Origin of the sequence: Mailhella massiliensis (assembly GCF_900155525.1) — a bacterium.
Taxonomy (GTDB): domain Bacteria; phylum Desulfobacterota; class Desulfovibrionia; order Desulfovibrionales; family Desulfovibrionaceae; genus Mailhella; species Mailhella massiliensis.
Genome location: NZ_LT706952.1, coordinates 275386 through 295972, shown reverse-complemented (window position 1 = coordinate 295972; position 20587 = coordinate 275386). Strand labels below are relative to the sequence as shown.

The following is a 20587-nucleotide window of genomic DNA, read 5'->3' as shown; positions in this document are numbered from 1 at the left end:
AGGGCGGAAGGCGCTCCCCTTCCGTCCTGCGCTCTGCCGCCGCGTCAGCGCCTGCGGCGGAAAAACTCCGTAAGCTCCCTCGCGCAGGCCTTTGCCTCCACGCCGCCGTAATACCACGGCGAAGCCCCGGTCTGCGCGTAATCGAGCCCTTCAAGGCAGGAACACACGGCCCCGGCCCTGGCATCGGACGCGCCGAACACCACGCCGGAAACCCGCGACTCCCGCAGCGCCCCCGTGCACATGAGGCACGGTTCGAGCGTCACCACGAGCACGCTCCCGCCCAGCCTGTGATTGCCCGCCGCAAGGGCGGCGCGCCGCAGGGCCAGCACCTCGGCGTGTGCCGTAGGGTCGCAGGAGCGTTCGGTTTCGTTGTGCGCTTCGGCAAGGATGCGGCCTTCCGCATCCACCACCAGCGCGCCCACGGGCACTTCCCCCATCCTTGCGGCACGGCGCGCAAGGCGCAGCGCGGCAAGCATGAGGGAACGCCAGGAATGCCCCGGCGGAGCGGAAGGCTCCGGCCCCCACGAAGGCAGCGCTCTCCAGCGCAGCTCTTCGGGGCAGAGGTTCACAAGCTCCATGCTAGAGCACCACGCGCCGGCGGATGGTGGAAATCACTTCCTCGGGCGTGTCGCACACGGTAACGAAATCAAGCTCGTCCTCGCGCAGGTAGCCGTCCTTTATCATGCGGTCTCGTATCCAGTCCAGAAGGCCGTCCCAGAAGGCGTGGCTGTAAAGAATGATGGGGAAGGGCTTGATGCGGTGCGTCTGGGCGAGCACGAAGGCTTCGGAAAGTTCGTCGATGGTGCCCATGCCGCCGGGCATGACCACATAGGCCACGGAATACTTCACGAACATGAGCTTGCGGATGAAGAAGTAGCGGTAGTCGCTGCGTATGCTGAGGTATTCGTTGGGTTCCTGTTCCATGGGCAGATGAATGTGCAGCCCCACGGAAGGCGCGCCCGCCTCGCTTGCGCCCTTGTTGCCCGCTTCCATGAAGCCGGGCCCGCCGCCGGTGATGATGCCGTAGCCCGCTTCACCGAGGGCCCTGGCCACGCGCCGCGTTTCCTCATACATGGGATGCCCGGGCTTGGGACGGGCGGAACCGAAAATGGACACGCAGGGCGGCAGTCCGCTCAAATCTTCAAAGCCGTCCACGATTTCGGCCAGAATACGGAAAAGACGCCAGGATTCCTGGGCGGACAGGGTATCGATGACATATTGCTGAGAAGCGTTGCTCATGATCTGCTCCTTGAAAAACCATGGAAAAACGTATCATAGCCCGCACTTTCGCCACGCGCAAGGATTTCCCTCCCGCAAGGCCCGGCACAAGGCCCGCGACAGCCTTCCGTTACGGGCGGCTTTTCGAGAAAAACGCCGCGCTTCGGCACCGGCGCAGAGGGCGCATACATGGACGCGACGAAGCATGTTCCCCTTCATGCACCTTCGGGAAACATGCTCTGCATGGCTGTGGTGAAGCATGTTGTTCCCCACAGACGGGAGAATGAAAAAAAACTGTCTTTTTCCGCCTCGCACCTCAGGGAATAATGGGTACGATTCTTGCGGTAAGAGAGGAAAACACCTATACTTCAGTTTTCCGTGACCATTATCCATGGAGTTGTTTTTATGAAGATTACCTTTCTGGGAGCGGCCCAGACTGTGACCGGCTCCTGTTACGTCATTGAAACGACATCCTCCCGCTTCGCCGTGGACTGCGGCATGTTCCAGGGCAACTCCGCCATTGAGGCGCGCAACTTCGAAACGGAGAACTACCGCCCGGACGAGCTCGACTTCATCCTGCTCACCCACGCGCACATCGACCATTCCGGCCTTCTGCCCCGCATGGTGAAGGAAGGCTTCAAGGGCGGCATCTACTGCACGGCTCCCACGGCCGACCTTGCCGCCATCATGCTGGAAGACAGCGCCCACATCCAGGAAATGGAACATGAATGGAAGAGCCGCCACAACAAGCGGCGCGGCGAAGCCGACGACGAATCCTCCGAGGCTCTCTACTCCACCGAAGACGCCCTCGCCACGGCAAAGCAGCTCAGGCCCGTGGAATTCGGCAAGGTGGTGAACCCCGCCCCGGGAGTCACGGTCACGTTCCGCTATGCCGGGCACATTCTCGGCGCGGCCATTCTCGACCTTACGGTGGATGAAGACGGCAAGAGCACGCGGCTCGTCTTCTCCGGCGACCTCGGCCGCCCCGGAGCGCTGCTGCTGCCGGATGCGGAAATGCCCCGCACGCCGGACTGGCTTTTTGTGGAATCCACCTACGGCGACCGCGACCACAAGGGCGAATCCGATACCCTCGAGGAACTCGCCGAAGCCATCGAATACAGCTATTCCCACAGGGAAAAGGTCATCATTCCCGCCTTTGCGGTGGAACGCACGCAGGAAATACTCTACAGCCTGCTGCTTCTGAAGAAGCAGGGCCGCCTGCCTGCCGACATGCCTGTGTATGTGGACAGCCCCCTTGCCGCCAAGGCCACGCAGGTGTTCATGAAGTATGCCGATCACCTGCGCACGCCCGACTTCTCCCCCGAGGACTTCCGCGAAAATCCGGTCACGGGCATACGCTTCACGCAGAGCGTGCAGGAATCGCAGCGCCTCAACACCATGAAGGAACCGGCCATCATCCTTTCGGCAAGCGGCATGTGCAACGCGGGCCGCGTGCGCCATCACCTCCGCCACAACCTGTGGAAGGAAGGCGTGAGCATCGTGTTCGTGGGCTATCAGGCCATGGGAACCCCGGGCAGAAAGCTGGTGGACGGCGCAAAGAGCCTGCGTCTCTTCGGTGAAGACGTGGCCGTGGCCGCGAAGATATTCACCATCAACGGCTTCTCCGCCCACGCCGGGCAGAGCCAGCTTCTGGAATGGATTGGCGGCATGGCCCGCCCGGGCATGAACATCGCCCTCGTGCACGGCGAACCCAGGGCGCAGGAAATCCTTGCCGGGCTCATCAAGGAACGCTTCGGCATCACGCCCAGCATTCCCGAATATCTGGAAGAGGCCACCATCGAAGGCGCGGCCGTGGCCGAAGTGCATACCGCAAGCCCCGCGCGCGCCAAGCCCCGCGTGGACTGGAACTTCCTTGCCGGAGAACTGGAACAGCGCGTGGCCCAGCTGCGTTCCCGCCTCGCCCATGTGGACGAAATCCCCTGGGAAGAACAGACGGAACTGCGCGACCGCCTCGTGGAAATCGAGCGCGACCTCTTCCACTTCCTCACAAGGCTCTGACAGACACGCGCCTGCCCCGCGCAGGCGCGCACGGCGCGGCATTGCGTTTTGCGGCCGCATGATTTAATAATCGTTCCGGGGCGGGTGTTCCGCCCCGGACTTTTCTTTGTGCAGCACCATGCGTCCGCCCCGGCGGCCGCCCACCTCATCCCGGAAGAAGTTCCGGCGGCGCGGACGCGCCAGTTCAGGAAGCATCATGCGGATCATTGCCGGAGCCTGTCGCGGAAGAACGCTCCATACCGTCAGCGGGCCGGGGTACCGGCCGGCCATGGGAAAGGTGCGCGAATCTCTGTTTTCCATGCTTGAATCGCGCGGCGTCGTGTGGGGCGAGGTGCGCGTGCTCGACGTGTTCGCCGGAAGCGGCAGCCTCGGCTTCGAGGCGCTGAGCCGCGGCGCGCTTTTTGCCGACTTCATCGAAAAAGACCACAGGGCCGCGGAATGCCTGCGCAAAAACGCCGCCGTCCTGGGCCTTGAAGACCGCTGCGCCGTGCATGAGGAAGACGCCCTGCGCGTGACGGCCCGCCGCCCTTCCGAACCGTGCCGCCTCATCTTCATCGATCCGCCCTACGGGGCCGACCTGTTCAAGCCGACGCTCAAGAACATCATGCGGCAGGGCTGGCTTGCCGACGACGGCTTCCTTGTGGCGGAAGTGGAAAAGGGCCTGCCCCTCAAGGCCGACTCCCAGTATGATCTGACCCTTGAAGCGGAACGCCATTACGGCAATACGAGGATACTGGTATGGGTGAAGAACGCATAGCCATCTACCCCGGCACCTTCGACCCGCTCACGAACGGACACGAGTGCATCATCCGTCGCGGTCTGGAACTGTTCGACACCGTCATCGTGGCCGTGGCCAGAGACTGCGGCAAGAACACGCTCTTCTCGCTGGAAGAGCGTGTGGACATCGTGCGCGAGGTGTTCGCCAGCATTCCGGGCGTGAAGGTCATGCCCTTTTCCGGCCTGCTGGTGGATTTTGCCGAAAAGAACGGGGCCAAGGCCATACTGCGCGGCCTGCGCGCCGTTTCCGACTTCGACTACGAATTTCAGATGGCGCTCATGAACCGCAAGCTCCAGCGCCATGTGCAGACCATATTTCTCATGTCCGACCTGCGCTGGATGTACATAAGCTCCACCAACATCCGCAACGTGGCATCCCTCGGCGGAAACGTGAGCTGCCTTGTGCCGCCCACCGTCATTCCCCGCCTGCGCCGGGCCTACCATCTGCCCGATTCCTGGCCGGAAGACACGGACTGCGGCTGCCCCGAAACCTTCAGCGAGGAATGCCTGCCCGAATGCCGGGGCGAATTCGACTGAACCGCCCTTCCGTACCGGGCGCACACGCCCCGCACTCCGGGCGACGCCCCGCCAGACACGGTTCCGCCCTTTTTCCCCACGGCCTGAAACGCCGCCCCAGCCCTGAAACGCGGCCTGCCCCCTGCCGCGCCCTGCAAGAAGGACCGCATGAGCGCTCTTCCCAGAATACTCTGCATCGCCGGGCCCACCGGTTCCGGCAAGACGGCCGCCGCCCTGCACCTTGCCCGCGCGCTGGAAAAGGCGGGGCGCAAGGTCTGCGTGGTCAACGCCGATTCCCGGCAGGTGTACCGCGATTTTCCCATCATCACGGCGCAGCCCTCGGAAGAGGAGAAGAGCGTATGCCCGCACCTTCTCTACGGCTGGCTGGAAACCGGGTGCAAAATCTCCGCAGGCCAGTGGGCGGACAAGGCGCTCATCGTGCTGAAGGACAGCCTTGAGAAGGGCCTCATTCCCCTGCTGGTGGGCGGAACGGGCTTCTACATGCGCGCGCTGCTGGACGGCATTGCCGACATCCCCGCCGTCGATCCCGCCATAAGCCTCCGCCTTACGGAAGAATGCCGCGACAGGGGCGCGGCCGCCCTGCACGAGCGCCTTCTGCACATCGACCCGGAATACGCCGCGAAAATCCACCCCAACGACAGCCAGCGCAACGTACGCGCGCTGGAAGTGTGGGAAGGCACGGGCAGAACCTTCACCTGGTGGCACAAAAACGCGCCCGCGCCCGCGCCCTTTGAGGTGCTGCGCCTCGGCGTGGGGCTTCCTTTGCCGGAACTGGAGCCCTTCCTCGCCCTGCGCATACAGGCCATGCTGAAGGCCGGAGCGCTGGAGGAAGCGCGGCGCGCCCTTGATCTGTGCCCGGATACGGACGCCCCGGGCTGGAGCGGCATAGGCTGCGCGGAAACGGCCGCATACCTTGCCGGCCGCATGAATCTGGAAGAATGCGTGGAGGCGTGGACGCACAATACCCGCGCCTATGCCAAACGTCAGTGGACCTGGTTCCGGGCCGACAGGCGCATACTCTGGTTCCGCCCCGGCGAACATGATGCCCTGGAAAAAAAGGCCCTGGACTTTCTCTTCCGCAAAGGCGCGTAGCGCAGGTTCCTTCTTCCGGCAGAGGCCCGTACGGAGCCTGCCCGGCCCATGCCCTGCAAGAATGCTTTCCCATACTTCCCCCGGGCTGCGGAAAGCCTGTGCGGAAAAGAGCTTATACGGCGGTCTTTTCAAGACGTTGCGCTTGACAGGGAAGCGAAGCCGCGTACATGATGTATTGTCATATGTAAGGAGGCCCCATGACCACCGTGCTGTATCAGAAAAACGATCTGGAATTCTGCTTCAACGATGCTTTTGAAGCCAGGTTTCTCCTGTCGCTTCTGGAAAACATGAAGGAAAAAATCCTCAGCGAAGCCTGGGACGATTACGACGAGCTGCATCACTGCTGCAAGATCATTCACGACTTCAGCCATCAGAAGGGCGTGGTCATGGATTTTCATACGCTGCGGCGCGGTACGGAACAGCTCGGCATGGTCATGATCACCCACGGCGCCATCGACCCGAAAATCTACGCCTGTTCGGGACTGAGCATTTCCGACCCGCTGGATCAGGTGGCCCTGCTCAGCTACTTCCACATTGCTCCTGCGGGCAGGGGCAACGGCACCTTCTGGCTGCGCGACCTCATCATGCCCTTCTATGCCGACCAGGGCTATACGGCCATCTACCTCAAAACCAGCCACCCCAAGGCCTTCCCGCTGTATGACAGGCTCGGCACGGTCATCGGCAACTACACCTTCCCGAGCGACAACGGCGAATACATGCGCGTGGGCCGCATTTACCGCATTCCGCTGAAAGAGCGTCCCTTCCCCAAGGACTGACCATGCCCAGCATCGTTTTTGATATGGACGGAGTCCTCATCGACTCCGAACGGCTGGTTCTGCGCTCCTGGGAATGCGTGGGGCGCGACCTGGGGCTCACGGGCCTGCACGAGCTTTTCTTCCGCTGCATAGGCACCACGCACGCAAGCACGAAAGTCGTCTTTGCCGAAGCCTTCGGCGAAGGCGTGAATTATGAAGACTTCCGCGACCGCACGCGCGTGTACTACATGCAGTTCACCAAAGACGGCATTCCCCTGAAGCCCGGCGTCATGGAACTGCTTTCCTGGCTCAGGGAAAAGGGCTGGAAAACCGGCCTCGCAAGCTCCTCACGCGAGGCCAACGTGCGCCGCAACATGGAGATCACGGGCATGGGGCCGTATTTCGACACCCTTGTCTGCGGCGACATGCTCACCGCAAGCAAGCCCGCGCCCGACATCTACCTGCGCGCCTGCGCCGAGCTCTGCGCCGACCCGCAGCAATCCTATGCCGTGGAGGATTCGCGCAACGGCATTCTTTCCGCCAGCGCCGCGGGCATGAAGGCCCTGCTCGTGCCCGACATGGTTCCGCCGGACGACATCATGAGGAAAAACGCCTTTGCCGTGTTCCCCGACCTCTGCGCCGTGCGCGCCTGGCTGGAAGCGCAGGAATACGGGACCGGAGCATGATTCAGGACATCGCTCCCCGGCGTCTTCGCAACGAATTCATGAACGCGGCTCCCCGGCCCGGCGACCTTGTGCTCGACATGAGCGTCGAGGGCGTGCTTCTGCCGCAGGATTCGCTCCGTTTCCCCACCGTGGAGGAATGGCGCAACCTGGAATGCGGCGGCACGCTGTTCTACGCCTTCCGCATCGAGCGGCAGGGAGAAGAAGACGGGCCGGAGGAGGAACGCTTCTTCCTTGCCCTGCACGAGGCGGGAGAACGCCCCCCTGCGCCCGAAGGCTGGCGCAGAACCGCGCCTTCCGCCCTGCGCCGGGAATGCCCCGGTCCCCTGGCCTACGCCGCCGCCACGGGCTGGCATCTTTTCCAGTGGTATGATTCCACAAGGCGCTGCGGCCGCTGCGGAGAGGCTCTTCTTCCTTCCGAAACGGAACGCGCCATGTGCTGCCCCCGCTGCCGCGCCGTACACTACCCGCGCATTGCGCCCTGCGTCATTGTGGCCGTCACCTGCGGGGAAAGGCTGCTGCTCACCCGCTACGCCCGGCCGGGCGCAAAAAACCTCGTGCTTGTGGCGGGCTTTGTGGAAGCCGGAGAAACGGCGGAACAGGCCGTACACCGCGAAGTCATGGAAGAAACGGGCCTCAAAGTACGAAACCTGCGCTATTTCGGCAGTCAGCCCTGGGGCTTTTCCGGCACGCTGGCGCTGGGCTATGTGGCGGAACTCGACGGGCCGGACGACATACGCCTCGATACCGCGGAACTGGCCGAAGCCGTGTGGGTGGAGCGCGCCCATATTCCCCCCTGCCCGGATTCCGCCTCCCTCACCATGGAAATGATCACGCGCTTCTCGCAGGGCAGGCTGTAAGCTCCGCAGGCAGCGCAGGGACGCGCCGAAGCCCCCTCCCCGAACATTCCCGAAGACCGATTTCTCCATTCGCTCCCCCCGTGAGGAACGGCGCGCCCCGGAATGCGGCGGCCGGCCCTTCCACGCCTTTTGCGCCGCGAGGCAGGCGAAGAGGAAGGGCCGGAGCAGGAACGCCTCTTCCTTGTCCGGCATGAGGCGGAAGCCCCCCCGCGCCCGAAGGCCGGGCCGCGTCATCCGCCCTGCCCGGGAATGTCCGGCCCAGGCCTTCGCCGCCGCTGTGGAGAAGCCGTTTTCAAGGGGAAACAGCCTTTCTCCGCATACGGCGGCCGCGCCCTCACGGGCTGCGATGCGATATGCGGCAGAGGATAAGGCCTGAAGCAGCCCGCGGCGCAGGACGTACGCCCCCCTGCGCCGGGACGCCCCGTACTTCCGGCCATGCCGCCGCTGCGGTCCGGTACCTTTTCCAGTGATACGCTTCCCCAAGGCGCCGCCGGAAAGAGGCGTTTCCCTCTTCTCAGGGCCGTTCTTCCCGCAAAGGCCGCGGAAAAACGCGCCATGTGAGGCAGGAAGGCTTCCCGCCCGTTCCACGGCCGGACTTCGGAGCGCCTTTCCCCCGTTCCGGGCGGATGCCGCCGTGCCGGAACAAAAAAATGCCGCTTTTTGCCGGAAAAATGAAAAAAAGTAGGAAAAAGGCCTTTTTTCCTCTTGCCAAAGGCACGCTCTTCCTATACAAATCACTTCGTCGTGCCGAGGTAGCTCAGTTGGTAGAGCAGGGGACTGAAAATCCCCGTGTGGGCAGTTCGATTCTGTCCCTCGGCACCATATTTTTTTTAAGCCCGGACGTATCTCTCCGGGCTTTTTTCGTTTTGCGCGCCTCTCTCCGCCTTCTTCAAGACATATTCCTCGTTCCTTCCCCGCCCGCATACGGCCTTTTTTCCGTTGCGGTGGAAAAGTGCCTTTCCGCAGGGGGGCCGTTTGCAGGCGGAAAACAGGGAGGCCGCATTCCTCCGCCCCGCACCCCGCATCCCGGAAAACGTTACGTTCGCCCTCTGCCTTCCGCGACATGGCGCGCCACGCTTCAGGAAACGGAAAAAAGGCGGTACTACGCCGCTGACCTCGAAAAGCGCCGCTCTCATCACACATTCCGGCGGATGAACTCCGGCTGCGGCGAGAACGGAAGCATGGCCGGAGCGCGCATGAGAGGTAGAAAGGCAAGGGCGTAACGCGCGCATGGCTTGCACCATGAGATGGCCCCGCGCATACGATAAAGCGTCGCCGCAAGAGCGGTGAAGGCCCGAAGCGACGCCAAGAGGAGCGACGCCTACCCACCCGAGCCGAAGGCAGAGTCAAGCCTCCTTCCGACATCAGCAGCGCGTGATGCGCATGGAACGGAACGCACCACGGAAATGGAAATCCAGCCGCAGCCTGCCATGCTCAGGCGGCCACCTACGCACTTTTCCTCATGCACCTCCCTTGCGAAGCCCCGTTTCTGCCGCAAAGCGCGGCGCTTTTGCCCGCCCCATGGCCTGCCGCTGGAAAAAGGACCATGGTTGCTCCTCTGCGCCTGGGCCCCTATGAAGCAAAAAAACATATACAGCGGTTGTTTGTCTGGAGCGTAACTTTTCCTCAAGTCATATTGCCATACCACACCGTCAGGTACCACTCTTGCAGCCTCCCCTCCCCCCCTTGACCTCCCCAAAAACGAAGCGTTATATATTGGAAATATCACTTATAAATTCGAGGTAATATATGAACTCAGGCAGCATATGGGATTTATTATATCCTCAACCTATTCATCTTTTCCGATGGATTCATGGTGAGTTTTCCTTCCCTTTTAATACGTCGGAAGACGTTACAAGATTATGGATTTCCATCATCATTATTTTTATCATTTTCGCCGCAGTATTAATTATTGTTTTTATAATGATAAATTTAAAAAACATTTTTTATCTTAGAAAAGATATAAATATATATGCAGACAATATCACTAAAGACCAAAAGCATATAAAAAATCCTGAATTCAAAAAATTTTTTAATGAACTTGTATGGAAAAATAATAAACTCTACAGTTCTGTTCCGGCAGAAGAATATTTCAATGAAGAAACTCTTATAGGAAATTTGAGTAAATCACGCATACTTCCGCTTTTTGTCACCATTCTCACAGGACTCGGTGTTCTCGGCACGTTCCTCGGACTGACCATCGGCCTCAAAGGGCTGACCTTTGAAGGCTCCTCTCTTGAAATTGCAGAGCAAATCAAACAGATGACGGCCTGCGCATCCACGGCTTTCGTCACTTCGGTGTGGGGGGTATGCAGCAGTCTTGGATTAAGTCTGCTCCTGCGCTTTATCACTACAGGTTTTACTTTTATTCCTTTTTTCGGTGTCCGCAGTATTCAGAAACTGGTCAATCAAAAATTCCCGCTCTACTCGCCTGTCGACTCCTTCATGCGCGACGTGGTCGAAAATCTCTGCGGCAGCAAGGATACGCTCGATCATCTTGCCGAAGAAATCGGAAACCGCATGCAGACCAATACTGCGGAAATGCTGCGTGGCTTCGGAGAGGCTTTCCAAAAGTATACGACGGATCTACAGAAAACACTCACCGAGCAGATGAACAGAACGGAAAGCCTGAACCAGAAAACCATGGAACACATCGACGGACTCTGCGCCTCACTGGCCGACGGCATATCCCAGAAAATAGGTTCTGCCATTCGTGATTCCATAGGCGAAGCCATGCTCCCTGCCGTGCAGCAGCTTGTGGCCGCCTCTGCAGATATAAACCAGCGCACCATGAACAGCTCGGAAGACACCATGAAGGCCCTGGTGGAACGCTTCCTTACTGAAGCCGGAAACGCCGGAAGGCTTCAAAAAGAAAATATGGAAAAGGCGGCACAGGAGTTACAACAGGCACTTCAAGATAGCGCAGCCCAGTCGAGGCGACTGTTTGAAGCTCTGGCCCGTCAACAGGAAGAACAGGCTCGAGAAGCACACGATAAAAATCAAACGCTGATACATTCTTTGGAAGAACTCTTAACCAAGCAGCAGGAGAATGTAGAAAATCTGGAAAACAGCCTCAAAGGCAGTACCACATCGGCAGGTGCCATGATTGAAAAATTTGAGAAACTTCAAGAAGTCAGCCGAAAAAACATAGCAGATATGCAGTCTCTTTCAGGAGAATTAAACAATCTGTGTACTGAAATAAAAAATGCCAGTAGCAGCATGGAAAATATGAGTAGTAATCTCGACTCCACCATGCGGCAGGTAAGCACAAGTATCGCTGGAAGTGTAGTGACAGCGACGCATCTTATGGAACAAAATAAAACCATCGGAGAAGCATTTTTTGACTCTTTGGAGCAACTTCAGAAAACAAGCGACTCTCTGGAAAAAGTCACTGATTCTTTCTCGCAAACGGCAATTGGTACTGCCCGTCAGTATGCTGAACTTTCACAAAACTATAGTCAGATGCAAAATACCGTTGCCGCTTATGCAAAAGAAATGCACAATCAAGTCAGTGAAATTATGGATAAATATAATGAACAGGTGGAACGTATGCTCAGAGAGTATGCCGTACAGGTAAAAGAACAAACTGCGGAACGCCTGCGCTCCTGGGATAAAGAAACCCAAAACTTCTGTAATTCCATGACGGATATCGTCAACGCCATGGGCGAAGTTTTGGAAGAAAGGGACAATCGTTTCTGAGGTGATGCCCCATGCCTGTTTTATACAGAAAAACAAGGAACACTCCTTCAGAAGAAGAAAATCCTTACTGGATGTCGTTTTCCGATATGATGGCGGGCATACTCATTATTTTTATTCTGGTATGCAGCGCTCTGGTCTTCAAACTCTCACAGATGGATGAACAGGTAAAAGACAATATCCAACAGCTTGTCGATGACTTGAGGCTGAGAGATGCCATGCTCGAGGAAGTCAGGCTTGAGCTTGCCAGACTTGAACTTTATGTAGATGTCGAAGACGACTCCATCATCGTGCCTGAACAGACGCTGGATTTCGATAGCGGCAGTTTCGCCATACGAGGCAAAAACATTTATGCTGCAACGGCTCTGGGAAAAGCACTGCGAGACACGCTCATGCAGGGGGACCGTTGGAAAAGACTGGAAACCATTTTTGTAGAAGGCCACACGGACAGCGTACCCGCCACCAATCGTTACCGTATGGGCAACTGGGAACTCTCCACTCTGCGCGCCATCTCTCTCTGGAAATTCTGGACGGAAGAATGTGCCGAGGAATTCGGTAACGATCTCAAGGAAATGACAAACAACATCACTATAGGGGGAAGAACAAGGCAGCTCGCTCTTTTTTCCGTAAGCGGTTATGCAGATACCCGTCGACGGGAAATGAACGACTATACAGAAGAAGAGCGTAGAAAAAATCGTCGCATCAACATCCGTTTCGTCACAAAACAAATTAAGCCGGAACAGCTTGAAAAAATACGTGCTCCTCTGGCGGGAAGGCAGGTTTCATATCATGACTGACCGGAAGGACTGTCTGGAAGAACTTGCAAGTCATCTGAACGAGTTCATCCATTCCATTCCCAAGTATGACGAAGAAAAACTTCGGGCTTTCTATACTAAAAAAGAACATATTCTGGAACGCTATGCCCAGAAACTGGGAAAAGGATCGGCGGGCTTTAAAAAACGTAAGCAGGAGCTTGAAACAGCCATACGTTATAAAAAACCGCTTCCTCCCGTTATGACTTCTTCCAGATATATCCGACCACTCTTAGTGCTCTGGCAGGAAAGAGATTATATTCGCTCCTGTCCACCCGATCATATATTGCAGAAGCATATGACAGTGCTCATACATAACACAAAAAAACAATGTCTTGGTACTCTTGCTCTTTACGAGTTATGCCAGGTTTTTATTCGCAAGTATCAATCCCTGAATGAAAATAAAAAAACTTTCGGCCTCTTTGTTCAGCAACAACTTATTCTTCGTTCCGGCAATATGCTTTCCAGAATCGCTACACTGAGCAAACATCGCAAGGAGCTTTTTTCTTCTTCCGCTCATATATGGCTGGGAGAAGAAGCCTTACAACGCAGCATCTCTCTGGCGGACATGGCTGATATGCTCGGCATACAAAACGATACTGAGCTCTACATTGCAGCACAAAACATTTTTTATATTCATAAATTAAAATCTCTTGCACCTAATCAGGCTGATATGGTTCTGAGTGAAATACGAGAACGCAAAGTCTATACAGCGGAATACGATGAAAAAAAACAACTCGGTCATATTGCCCTCGAAATTATGATAGATAAACTGGCCGAAGCAGGCCAGGAACCTTGTCAGTTGTGGAAAGATACCATAGTCCATATTGCCGGAGATCCCAGAGTACCAGAAACGCATATGGATTACCGCCTTTGGTGGAGTATTCTGGGCCATCGACGTGTGGAACTTATGCGCGGTTGGCTTTCCCGCTTCGACATGCATCTGTTCTTACGTATCATTGGAGAATTCGCCAAAACCGATGACACCATGAGCCGCATGTTTCCAGAAAGAAAAAAACTGCTTGAACATATCTTCAACAAAAACCATGTCAGCCTTACCCGACTTTTTCTCGGCACACAGCCCGAACGCTTTGTGAACGAATGGTTCGGAGACAAGGAAAAGCCTTTCTATACCCGGCTGAATGATTCCAAACTAACGGTATTTTATTATAAAGTGGGGAATACACATGTCATTGAAGGTTCTCACAGTTTTGCCATGCGGATTTTAGACAAAATTCCCGTATCTTCAGCCATTAACAACTATGAGAAAATGATTAATATTGATGAGTTAAGAAAAACTCTTGAATATAAATACAATAAAGAATTCGGCTCTGGGGGGGGATATGTTTCCTTCCGTCATTCTGGCAACTGGAAAATGATTGTTATAAAAGAGCTACAAAAAAGAGGCATTATTATTCATGAAGATCAAATTTTAAGTAAGTATGAGTATATGTCATATCATCTTTAACAAAAATAATTATATATTTTATCATTCTATCATAAATAAAAAATTTATTCACCTATAGTTTGTTTTTCAGCATCGTATGCTTCCGGGAGTTCCTTCATGAATCTCGCAAAACGTATCCGGGCCCTGTTTTCTCACGAAAAATCCGGCTATGAAGTAACTTCAGGACAATACGGGCTTTTGTTTCATTCACCTCAGCATACTCTATGCAAGAAAGGAAAAGCCCCGATCCGTATCCAGAACCAGTATGTCGTTCTTCAGATGCTCTGTGAACACGAGGAAGCGGAAGGAGGCAAAGGTTTTCTTGTGCCCTGTGATACGGCATGCAGTCTGGATGAAGGTACTCGCGCGCTTCTCGATCTACCCGCTCCATGGCCCGGAACCTTTGAACTGTTCACCCGGGGACAAACTTTCAAAACAGGAGGATTCAAACCGACATTACGCCTCCTAGCTGAAGGCGGAAAAAGGCTCGAACAATGGGAACTTGACGGCGCATATCTTCATGTCGGGCCGAATACCTATCTCCCCTCTTCCGCTCAATATCTGGCCCTCTCCGCGATACAAAAGCACAACGCCCTTCCACCAGAAAAGCAGACGGAAGGTGCAAACCTTGCCGTCGTCTACGCCCTGCAGAAAGCGGATGAAGCAGGAGCCCATATAAACCTGAGACATTTCCATACCATAGAGGTGGAAGAAGCCGAACATCTCAGACTGTCTATCATGGAAAGAAAAGATGGGGGACTTCATCTTGTTCCAGAGCTTGGCCTGGGACTGTCCCCGGAAGATATTGAAGAGCGTCTTCATCAGCTGCAGGGAGGAGATGCTGTCTGCATTCGCATCAAAAATACCGTTGTGCTGCTTGATGAAAAAAAACTCCTCGGTATACAGGAAATTCTGAACCATCAGGATATTCCGCCTCAGGAACGGGAAAACTTCCTGAAAGCTCCGGCAAGTTTTCTCAATGCGTATCTGGTAGACCTCGACAACGGTTTTTCTATCCGCGTACAGGGCGCCGAGCTTTTTCATCCCGCCTACTTCGGTGAGACCGACGCCCGTCGCAGCGACTGGTTCGGTGAAGAGAAAACAGGTAGAGCTATTCTTCTGGAAAGTGCAGCCCTCCTGCTGGATACCGAGCAAAAAAAAGAAGAATTCCTATGTAAGGTGGAAGAGGCAACGCGGTCAGAAAAAAACAGTGTGGAATTCGACGGCTTTATCATTCTACTCCCTCACTCGCAGGAACAAAGAGAAAAAGCACTAACCACCCTTCGGCAGCTACACTTTTCCGCCCCCGGACCTTCTCCCGAACAGGAAAAACTGACCATTGCAGTTGAGCTGAACGACGAAATTCCGTTCAACGACAGGCATGCCGTCACACAATCCCCATACTACTGGGAGGGGCCGCTTCCCTTCGATCCCATGGAATTTACTCCTTTTTCCTATCAAGAAGAAGGAATACGCTGGCTGGTGGGACATGCGCTTCATGCTGCTGCGGAAGGAGCTGAGAGCTTTGAAGGCGCACTTCTGGCCGACGATATGGGGCTTGGAAAAACCTTCATGACACTGGCGGGTCTGAATGCCTGGCACAATATTCTGAAAAAAAGAAACGGTGCAGAATATAAAGTCAAACCCGTTCTTGTCGTGGCGCCTGTTGTCCTGCTGGAGAACTGGAAGGAAGAAATAAACAAAATATTCGCTGTGTCTCCATTCAAAGATATTGTTGTCCTTCAGTCAGGAGGAGAACTGAAAAATTTCCGTACCGATATCCCCCGAGATGGTGTTGAAAACCACGCTCTCAAAGTTGGCAAAACATTCGGTTCCGGTCGACTCGACCTTCCCGGCAGAATAGTGCTCACCAACTATGAAACATTGCGCATGTATCCTTTTTCCCTCTGCTCTATAGACTGGGGGATGGTTATATTCGATGAGGCACAGGCTATCAAAAATCCCAATGCCCTGAGTTCCAGAGCGGCAAAAGGACTCAAAGCCGACTTTCGCCTTGCCGTTACCGGTACCCCTGTAGAAAATCAACTCATTGATTTCTGGAACATTTTCGATACCGTCAGCCCTGGAATGCTCGGAACTTGTCAGCAATTCCGAAAAAACTACATACGGCCCATCCTGGCTTCTGGAGGTGCTAGCGATGTGCGACAAAAAACAGGAGCTGCACTTCGTAATGTAGTTTCCCATTTCATGCTTCGCAGAACAAAAGAAGATAATCTTGCCGATGCGCTGCCTAAAAAATACATCTTTATCGGAGAAAACGGCAATGCGCTTGCACCGGTTATGAGCGGAGAGCAGAAAAATGCCTATGACACCGTAAGCAGAAAAGTCGCCGACGCTAAACTGATCGGCAAAAAAGTCATGTCCATCTTATTACCGGCTCTTAAAGAACTACGTGACATCTCTCTTCATCCCAAGCTTGCTGCCGGAGAAAATATTCCCATGCCCGCCACGTTGCAAGAGGCGGAAATGCTGATTCAACAATCGGGAAAACTGGTTGTTATGACACAAATTTTACAAGAAGTGCAGCATAGAGAAGAAAAAATTATTATTTTCGTCATCAACAGAAAAATGCAGTGCTTTTTGGCTTCTGCTTTACGCCTGATCTTTAAACTCCCCCACATTCACGTTATCAACGGAGAAACAAAGGCTGTTTCTGGAGGTCGTTCTGGAACAGCAACCCGTAAAAGTATTATTGAACAATTTGAATCTCATCCTGGATTCGGTATTATCATTATGTCACCACTAGCAGCAGGCGTAGGTCTTACTGTTGTAGAAGCAAATAACGTCATTCATTTAGAAAGATCTTGGAATCCTGCAAAAGAAGCTCAAGCGTCTGATAGAGTATATCGTATCGGCCAAAAAAAGGATGTTAATATTTATATTCCCATCCTTGACCATCCAGAAAGAGTTTCATTTGATCGAAATCTTCATGACTTACTCAAACATAAAATAGATATCAAAGATGCTGTTGTCACCCCAGGAGAGATAAAACCCGAAGATTTTAATATTAAAGAACTTTTCGGAATATAGTTTTACAGGTAATCTAAAAACAGAGAAAACTTGTCGTAAAGATAAGGAAAACACCTGCGGCGGACGGTATGGCCCGCCCGCCGCATATTCTCTTCTCCATGCAGCACCTTCCGCCCCTCCGCACCGCAACGGGGCCGGTTCCCGCCTCCCTTCCGGCACGCATCCGAGCGGAAACTAGCCTTCCGCCTGAAGCTGGGGAGATTCAAGGGCAAGCAGGCGGTAAAGTTCCTCCAGCTCCAGCGGCTGATGATAGTAGTAGCCCTGTATCATGTCGCAGCCGGATTCCTTGATGAGCTTGTCCTGTTCCTTTGTTTCCACGCCTTCCATGCATACCTGCCTGCCGAAGCGGTGGCAGGCGTACACGATGCTGGAAATGAAGTTCATCTTCTCGCTGGATTCCGTCATCTCTCCGAGCAGGGAACGATCGATTTTGATGATGTCCGTGGGGTACTGCAGCAGCATGCGGAAGGAGGAATAGCCGCTGCCGAAGTCGTCCAGAGCAATGCGTATGCCCTTTTCCCCGCAGATTTCGGCAAAGCGGCGCAGGTTCTCGGCATCCGCATCCATGCAGCTTTCCGTCACTTCCGCCACAAGCAGGGACCCGTCGAGACTATACTTGGCAAGGGTCTGGGTCATCACATAGGGAAGGAACGTGTCCGACATCTGCTGCAGGCTCACGTTGAAGCTCAGATAGAAGTTGCTGCAGTAGGACTGCACGCGCAGGCATGTGCATACGGTCTGCTCGAACACCCAGCGCCCCACGGCATGAATCATGTTGTTCTTTTCCAGAAGAGGAATGAACACGGCGGGGGAAACGTCCTCCCCTTCAAAACGCCAGCGCAGCAGCGTTTCTCCGCCCACCATCTTTCCGTCGGTGCTGGAAACGATGGGCTGCACCACCACGCGGAAATTCTTCATGCAGTGAAGGACGTCGCTGCTGAGGGCGAAGGCCATGTTGGAAAGGCGCTTGCTCTTTTCGATATTGTCCTCGGAATATTCCACATAGTTCTGCACCACTTCATGCTTCGCTATCCGTATGAGCGATACGGCCTGTTCCAGAAAATCCTCGGGCATGACGTCTCTGCCGCGGTATTCCAGCAGCGCGAAGGAGCAGGGGTGCTGTATGGGCACGCCGAAAACGCCGTAGCGGCCCGCCACGATAGTGCGTATCCTTTCCATCAGCTCCTTCTTGTCGTCGCGGCAGAGATTGTCCACCACGGCGATGAAGCGCATGCCCTCCAGCCGGTAGAAGGTGAGCTTGTCGGAAAGTTCCTCCACCAGTTCCATGGCTATGCTGCGGATGAGGTTGTCGCCCCGGGCGCGGCCGCGGATGCTGTTGATCTCCATGAAGTGATTGAGGCTGAAGCCTATGGCGGATACGGAAGCCCCCCGCTTGCGGGCCTCGTCCAGCACACGGAATATGAGCCCTTCGCGGGGGAAGTTGGAAATGGGGTCCACCACGAAGTTCTCGTCCTGATGGGTCACGCGGCCGGAGAAAAAGAGCGGAACGCTGCCGTCATCGCTCCACTTCATGATTCCGTAGCAGCGTATCCAGATGGTTCTGCCGTCGACCGTACGCACACGGTAGCGCAGATCGTGGAACCTGCGCTTCTCCTTCAGCATGGAATCGAGCTCCTGCCGGTACAGCTCCTTTTCCCGCGTGGTGGCTATTCTCTTGGCCCAGTCCTGAAGAAGGCCCGGCACGATGTTGCCGCAGAAGCCGAATTCGTCGCGCATGTTGTCGGAAATATAGAACATGTCCTTCTGCATGTCGCCGAAGTAGAAATAGCTTGTCGTATTCTGCATGGCGATGGAGTTGAAGAACATTTCAATGTCGCAGTAGGTGGAGCTCACGAACTGATAGAACAGACTGTCCGAATTGTTCGCTTCCGCGCTGCTCCGGTTTCTGCGCTCCACCCCCGGAATGCGGCGGTTGTGGGAGTAGTAGTCCCGCTTGTCGTGATACATGACCTTGTCGGCCTGGGAAATGAGCTCTTCCAGGCGCAGAGGCTGCTCGTCCGACCAGGCGCAGCCCACCGCAATGTGATGCTTGTCCTCCCGGATGTGCTTCCGCAGCCGGTTCACCTTCTTCAGGAACTCCTTCTCCCCCACATCCTGAAATACGGCGACGAATTCATCCCCGCCGCTGCGGAAGATATCGGGAATGCGCAGCGCGCCATGTATGATTTCGTAACAGCGGCGGATGAGCTCGTCGCCCTTCTTGTGGCCCATGACGTCGTTGACCTGCTTGAGCCCCGTGATGTCGCAGAAGACCACGCCCAGAGAACGCCCCTTCCACGGCCTGCCGTACAGCTCGAACAGCGCGTTGCGGTTGAAGGCGCCGGTGAGCGTATCGCGGAAGCTCATGGCGCTCAGGCGCTTCAGCAGGTCGCGCCGCCGCAGCAGCGAAACCAGGAAGTAGCCGAGCACCTGAAACAGGGAACCTATGAGAGAGAGCTTGCTCCTGTCGGGATTGTCCACGCCGATGAAGCCGACGATGCGGTCCTCCATACGCAGGGGGCCCGCCGTCAGGGTGTACACGTTCTGCGGCTTCAAAATGGCGTACGACGTGGGGTAGGTGGTGCGGATGTCTTCGATATCCTTGATGACGACCACCTTCTTTTCCTCGAAAATATCCAGCCACCACTGCAGCGAGGAAACATGCATGTTGCGCAGAATGTCCTTCTGCGGCTGCACGCCCTGCTCGCACCATTCATAGGTGTTGGTGGCCTTGGAATCCTGAATCTCAAAGATGTAGGCCCTGTCGCAACGGAACGTCTTTCCTATATAGGCCAGAATCGCTTCCAGCGATTCATCGGGATTCATGGTAGATACTATCTGCTGAAGGCATTCATGAAGAACGACTTCATTTTTCATATACATATAGCTTTTTTGGGAAATGGTATCGTCGTCAACATCAACAGCTATTTCAATTCTATAGCTTCTATTATCATAAATAAACTTTGAATCTTTTATTAAAAAATTTTTATTCATGACAGGGTTCTTATGAACCCATGAGATGAATTTCTTTTCATGAAGACATGAATTATTGCAAAAATCGCAGGGCCTGTCGCACCCCTGCAGAACTTCATAACACTTTTTGTGAGCATATTCATTTTCATAAAAATAGCCCAGCGATTCCCTGAGCTGTTTATTCATATAGACAAGCTCATGGCTTTCCATATCTGAAATATAGACCATTTCATCCATTTCTTCAAAAATGGCTGAAAGAAAATGTATCATATCTGTACCTGCGATGTAAAATCTTCGGCAGGGCTTCTTCCCTCTAACGTGAAGCAATAATGAATTTTCCTAAAAATGACAATCCCCTGTGAAGAAAGTTCCGCAAGAATCCCCCTCCGTTTCCACGGATGTATCGCAGAGACAGACGCATTCTTACGCACCCCGTCGCTCTTTTCCGCAGGCGGAAAACGACAAAAGACGGCATGTTGCGGAAGCGGCCCCCCGCATGCCGTCGTTTTCAACAAGAAATGAAGAAAAGTCCTGCATTCTCCGGGGCGCGGCATACCTCATGATGCAGAAAGACGCCCCGCGGTGAAAACAGTCGTACGGCTCCCGCCTGCCGCCGCTTCAGTCTGTGCGTCACTTCCCCGCCCACGCCCCCGCATACGGCAAAAAG

14 protein-coding genes and 1 tRNA gene are annotated in these 20587 nt (G+C 54.9%); 12 read left to right on the top strand and 3 right to left on the bottom strand.

Translation table 11 applies throughout. The features are described 5' to 3' along the window. Positions 1–44: 44 nt before the first annotated feature. Together CZ345_RS11450 and CZ345_RS11445 are read right to left on the bottom strand one after the other, a co-directional pair. On the bottom strand, positions 45–578 hold the full coding sequence (locus CZ345_RS11450) for a nucleoside deaminase (RefSeq protein ID WP_077073274.1): 534 nt from the start codon (positions 576–578) through the stop codon (positions 45–47). Between the two features lies 1 nt (position 579). Beyond that, on the bottom strand, positions 580–1239 hold the full coding sequence (locus CZ345_RS11445) for an LOG family protein (RefSeq protein ID WP_077073273.1): 660 nt from the start codon (positions 1237–1239) through the stop codon (positions 580–582). 384 nt (positions 1240–1623) lie between these two features. Between CZ345_RS11445 and CZ345_RS11440 the strand changes: the two genes are divergently transcribed. The 12 genes from CZ345_RS11440 (at position 1624) to CZ345_RS16305 (ending at position 16947) form a co-directional block, all read left to right on the top strand. Next, positions 1624–3237 (top strand): MBL fold metallo-hydrolase RNA specificity domain-containing protein, encoded by a 1614-nt coding sequence (locus CZ345_RS11440; RefSeq protein WP_077073272.1) that lies wholly within the window; start codon positions 1624–1626, stop codon positions 3235–3237. Positions 3238–3433: 196 nt separating this feature from the next. Further along, entirely contained in the window at positions 3434–3994 is a 561-nt protein-coding gene (gene rsmD / locus CZ345_RS11435; protein WP_077073271.1) for a 16S rRNA (guanine(966)-N(2))-methyltransferase RsmD, read from the top strand. Then, the gene (coaD, locus tag CZ345_RS11430) at positions 3976–4551 is read left to right on the top strand and encodes a pantetheine-phosphate adenylyltransferase (RefSeq protein ID WP_077073270.1); all 576 of its coding nucleotides are present in this window, start codon (positions 3976–3978) and stop codon (positions 4549–4551) included. The genes rsmD and coaD overlap by 19 nt, the downstream gene beginning before the upstream one ends. Positions 4552–4698: 147 nt before the next feature. Continuing rightward, positions 4699–5643: a tRNA (adenosine(37)-N6)-dimethylallyltransferase MiaA gene (gene miaA / locus CZ345_RS11425; RefSeq protein WP_077073269.1), complete on the top strand. Its 945-nt coding sequence runs from the start codon at positions 4699–4701 to the stop codon at positions 5641–5643. A 197-nt stretch (positions 5644–5840) separates the two neighbouring features. Then, positions 5841–6419 carry a hypothetical protein gene (locus CZ345_RS11420; RefSeq protein ID WP_077073268.1) on the top strand — a complete coding sequence of 193 codons (579 nt, stop codon included), beginning with the start codon at positions 5841–5843 and terminating at the stop codon, positions 6417–6419. A gap of 2 nt (positions 6420–6421) precedes the next feature. Then, positions 6422–7084, top strand: coding sequence for an HAD family hydrolase (locus tag CZ345_RS11415; protein ID WP_077073267.1), 663 nt, complete (start codon positions 6422–6424; stop codon positions 7082–7084). After that, positions 7081–7941 carry an NAD(+) diphosphatase gene (gene nudC / locus CZ345_RS11410; RefSeq protein ID WP_077073266.1) on the top strand — a complete coding sequence of 287 codons (861 nt, stop codon included), beginning with the start codon at positions 7081–7083 and terminating at the stop codon, positions 7939–7941. The genes CZ345_RS11415 and nudC overlap by 4 nt, the downstream gene beginning before the upstream one ends. Positions 7942–8687: 746 nt before the next feature. Further along, positions 8688–8763 (top strand) — tRNA-Phe (locus CZ345_RS11400). Between the two features lie 927 nt (positions 8764–9690). Next, entirely contained in the window at positions 9691–11640 is a 1950-nt protein-coding gene (zorA, locus tag CZ345_RS11390) for an anti-phage ZorAB system protein ZorA (RefSeq protein WP_077073263.1), read from the top strand. A gap of 11 nt (positions 11641–11651) precedes the next feature. Beyond that, entirely contained in the window at positions 11652–12434 is a 783-nt protein-coding gene (locus CZ345_RS11385) for an OmpA/MotB family protein (RefSeq protein WP_077073262.1), read from the top strand. Then, complete coding sequence (locus tag CZ345_RS11380; protein ID WP_077073261.1) at positions 12427–13917, top strand: EH signature domain-containing protein; 1491 nt, start codon at positions 12427–12429, stop codon at positions 13915–13917. The genes CZ345_RS11385 and CZ345_RS11380 overlap by 8 nt, the downstream gene beginning before the upstream one ends. 96 nt (positions 13918–14013) lie before the next feature. Beyond that, complete coding sequence (locus CZ345_RS16305) at positions 14014–16947, top strand: DEAD/DEAH box helicase (RefSeq protein ID WP_083717391.1); 2934 nt, start codon at positions 14014–14016, stop codon at positions 16945–16947. Between the two features lie 174 nt (positions 16948–17121). Here the strand turns inward: CZ345_RS16305 and CZ345_RS11360 are convergent, their stop codons facing one another. Continuing rightward, positions 17122–19830 carry an EAL domain-containing protein gene (locus CZ345_RS11360; RefSeq protein ID WP_162274970.1) on the bottom strand — a complete coding sequence of 903 codons (2709 nt, stop codon included), beginning with the start codon at positions 19828–19830 and terminating at the stop codon, positions 17122–17124. Positions 19831–20587 lie beyond the last annotated feature (757 nt).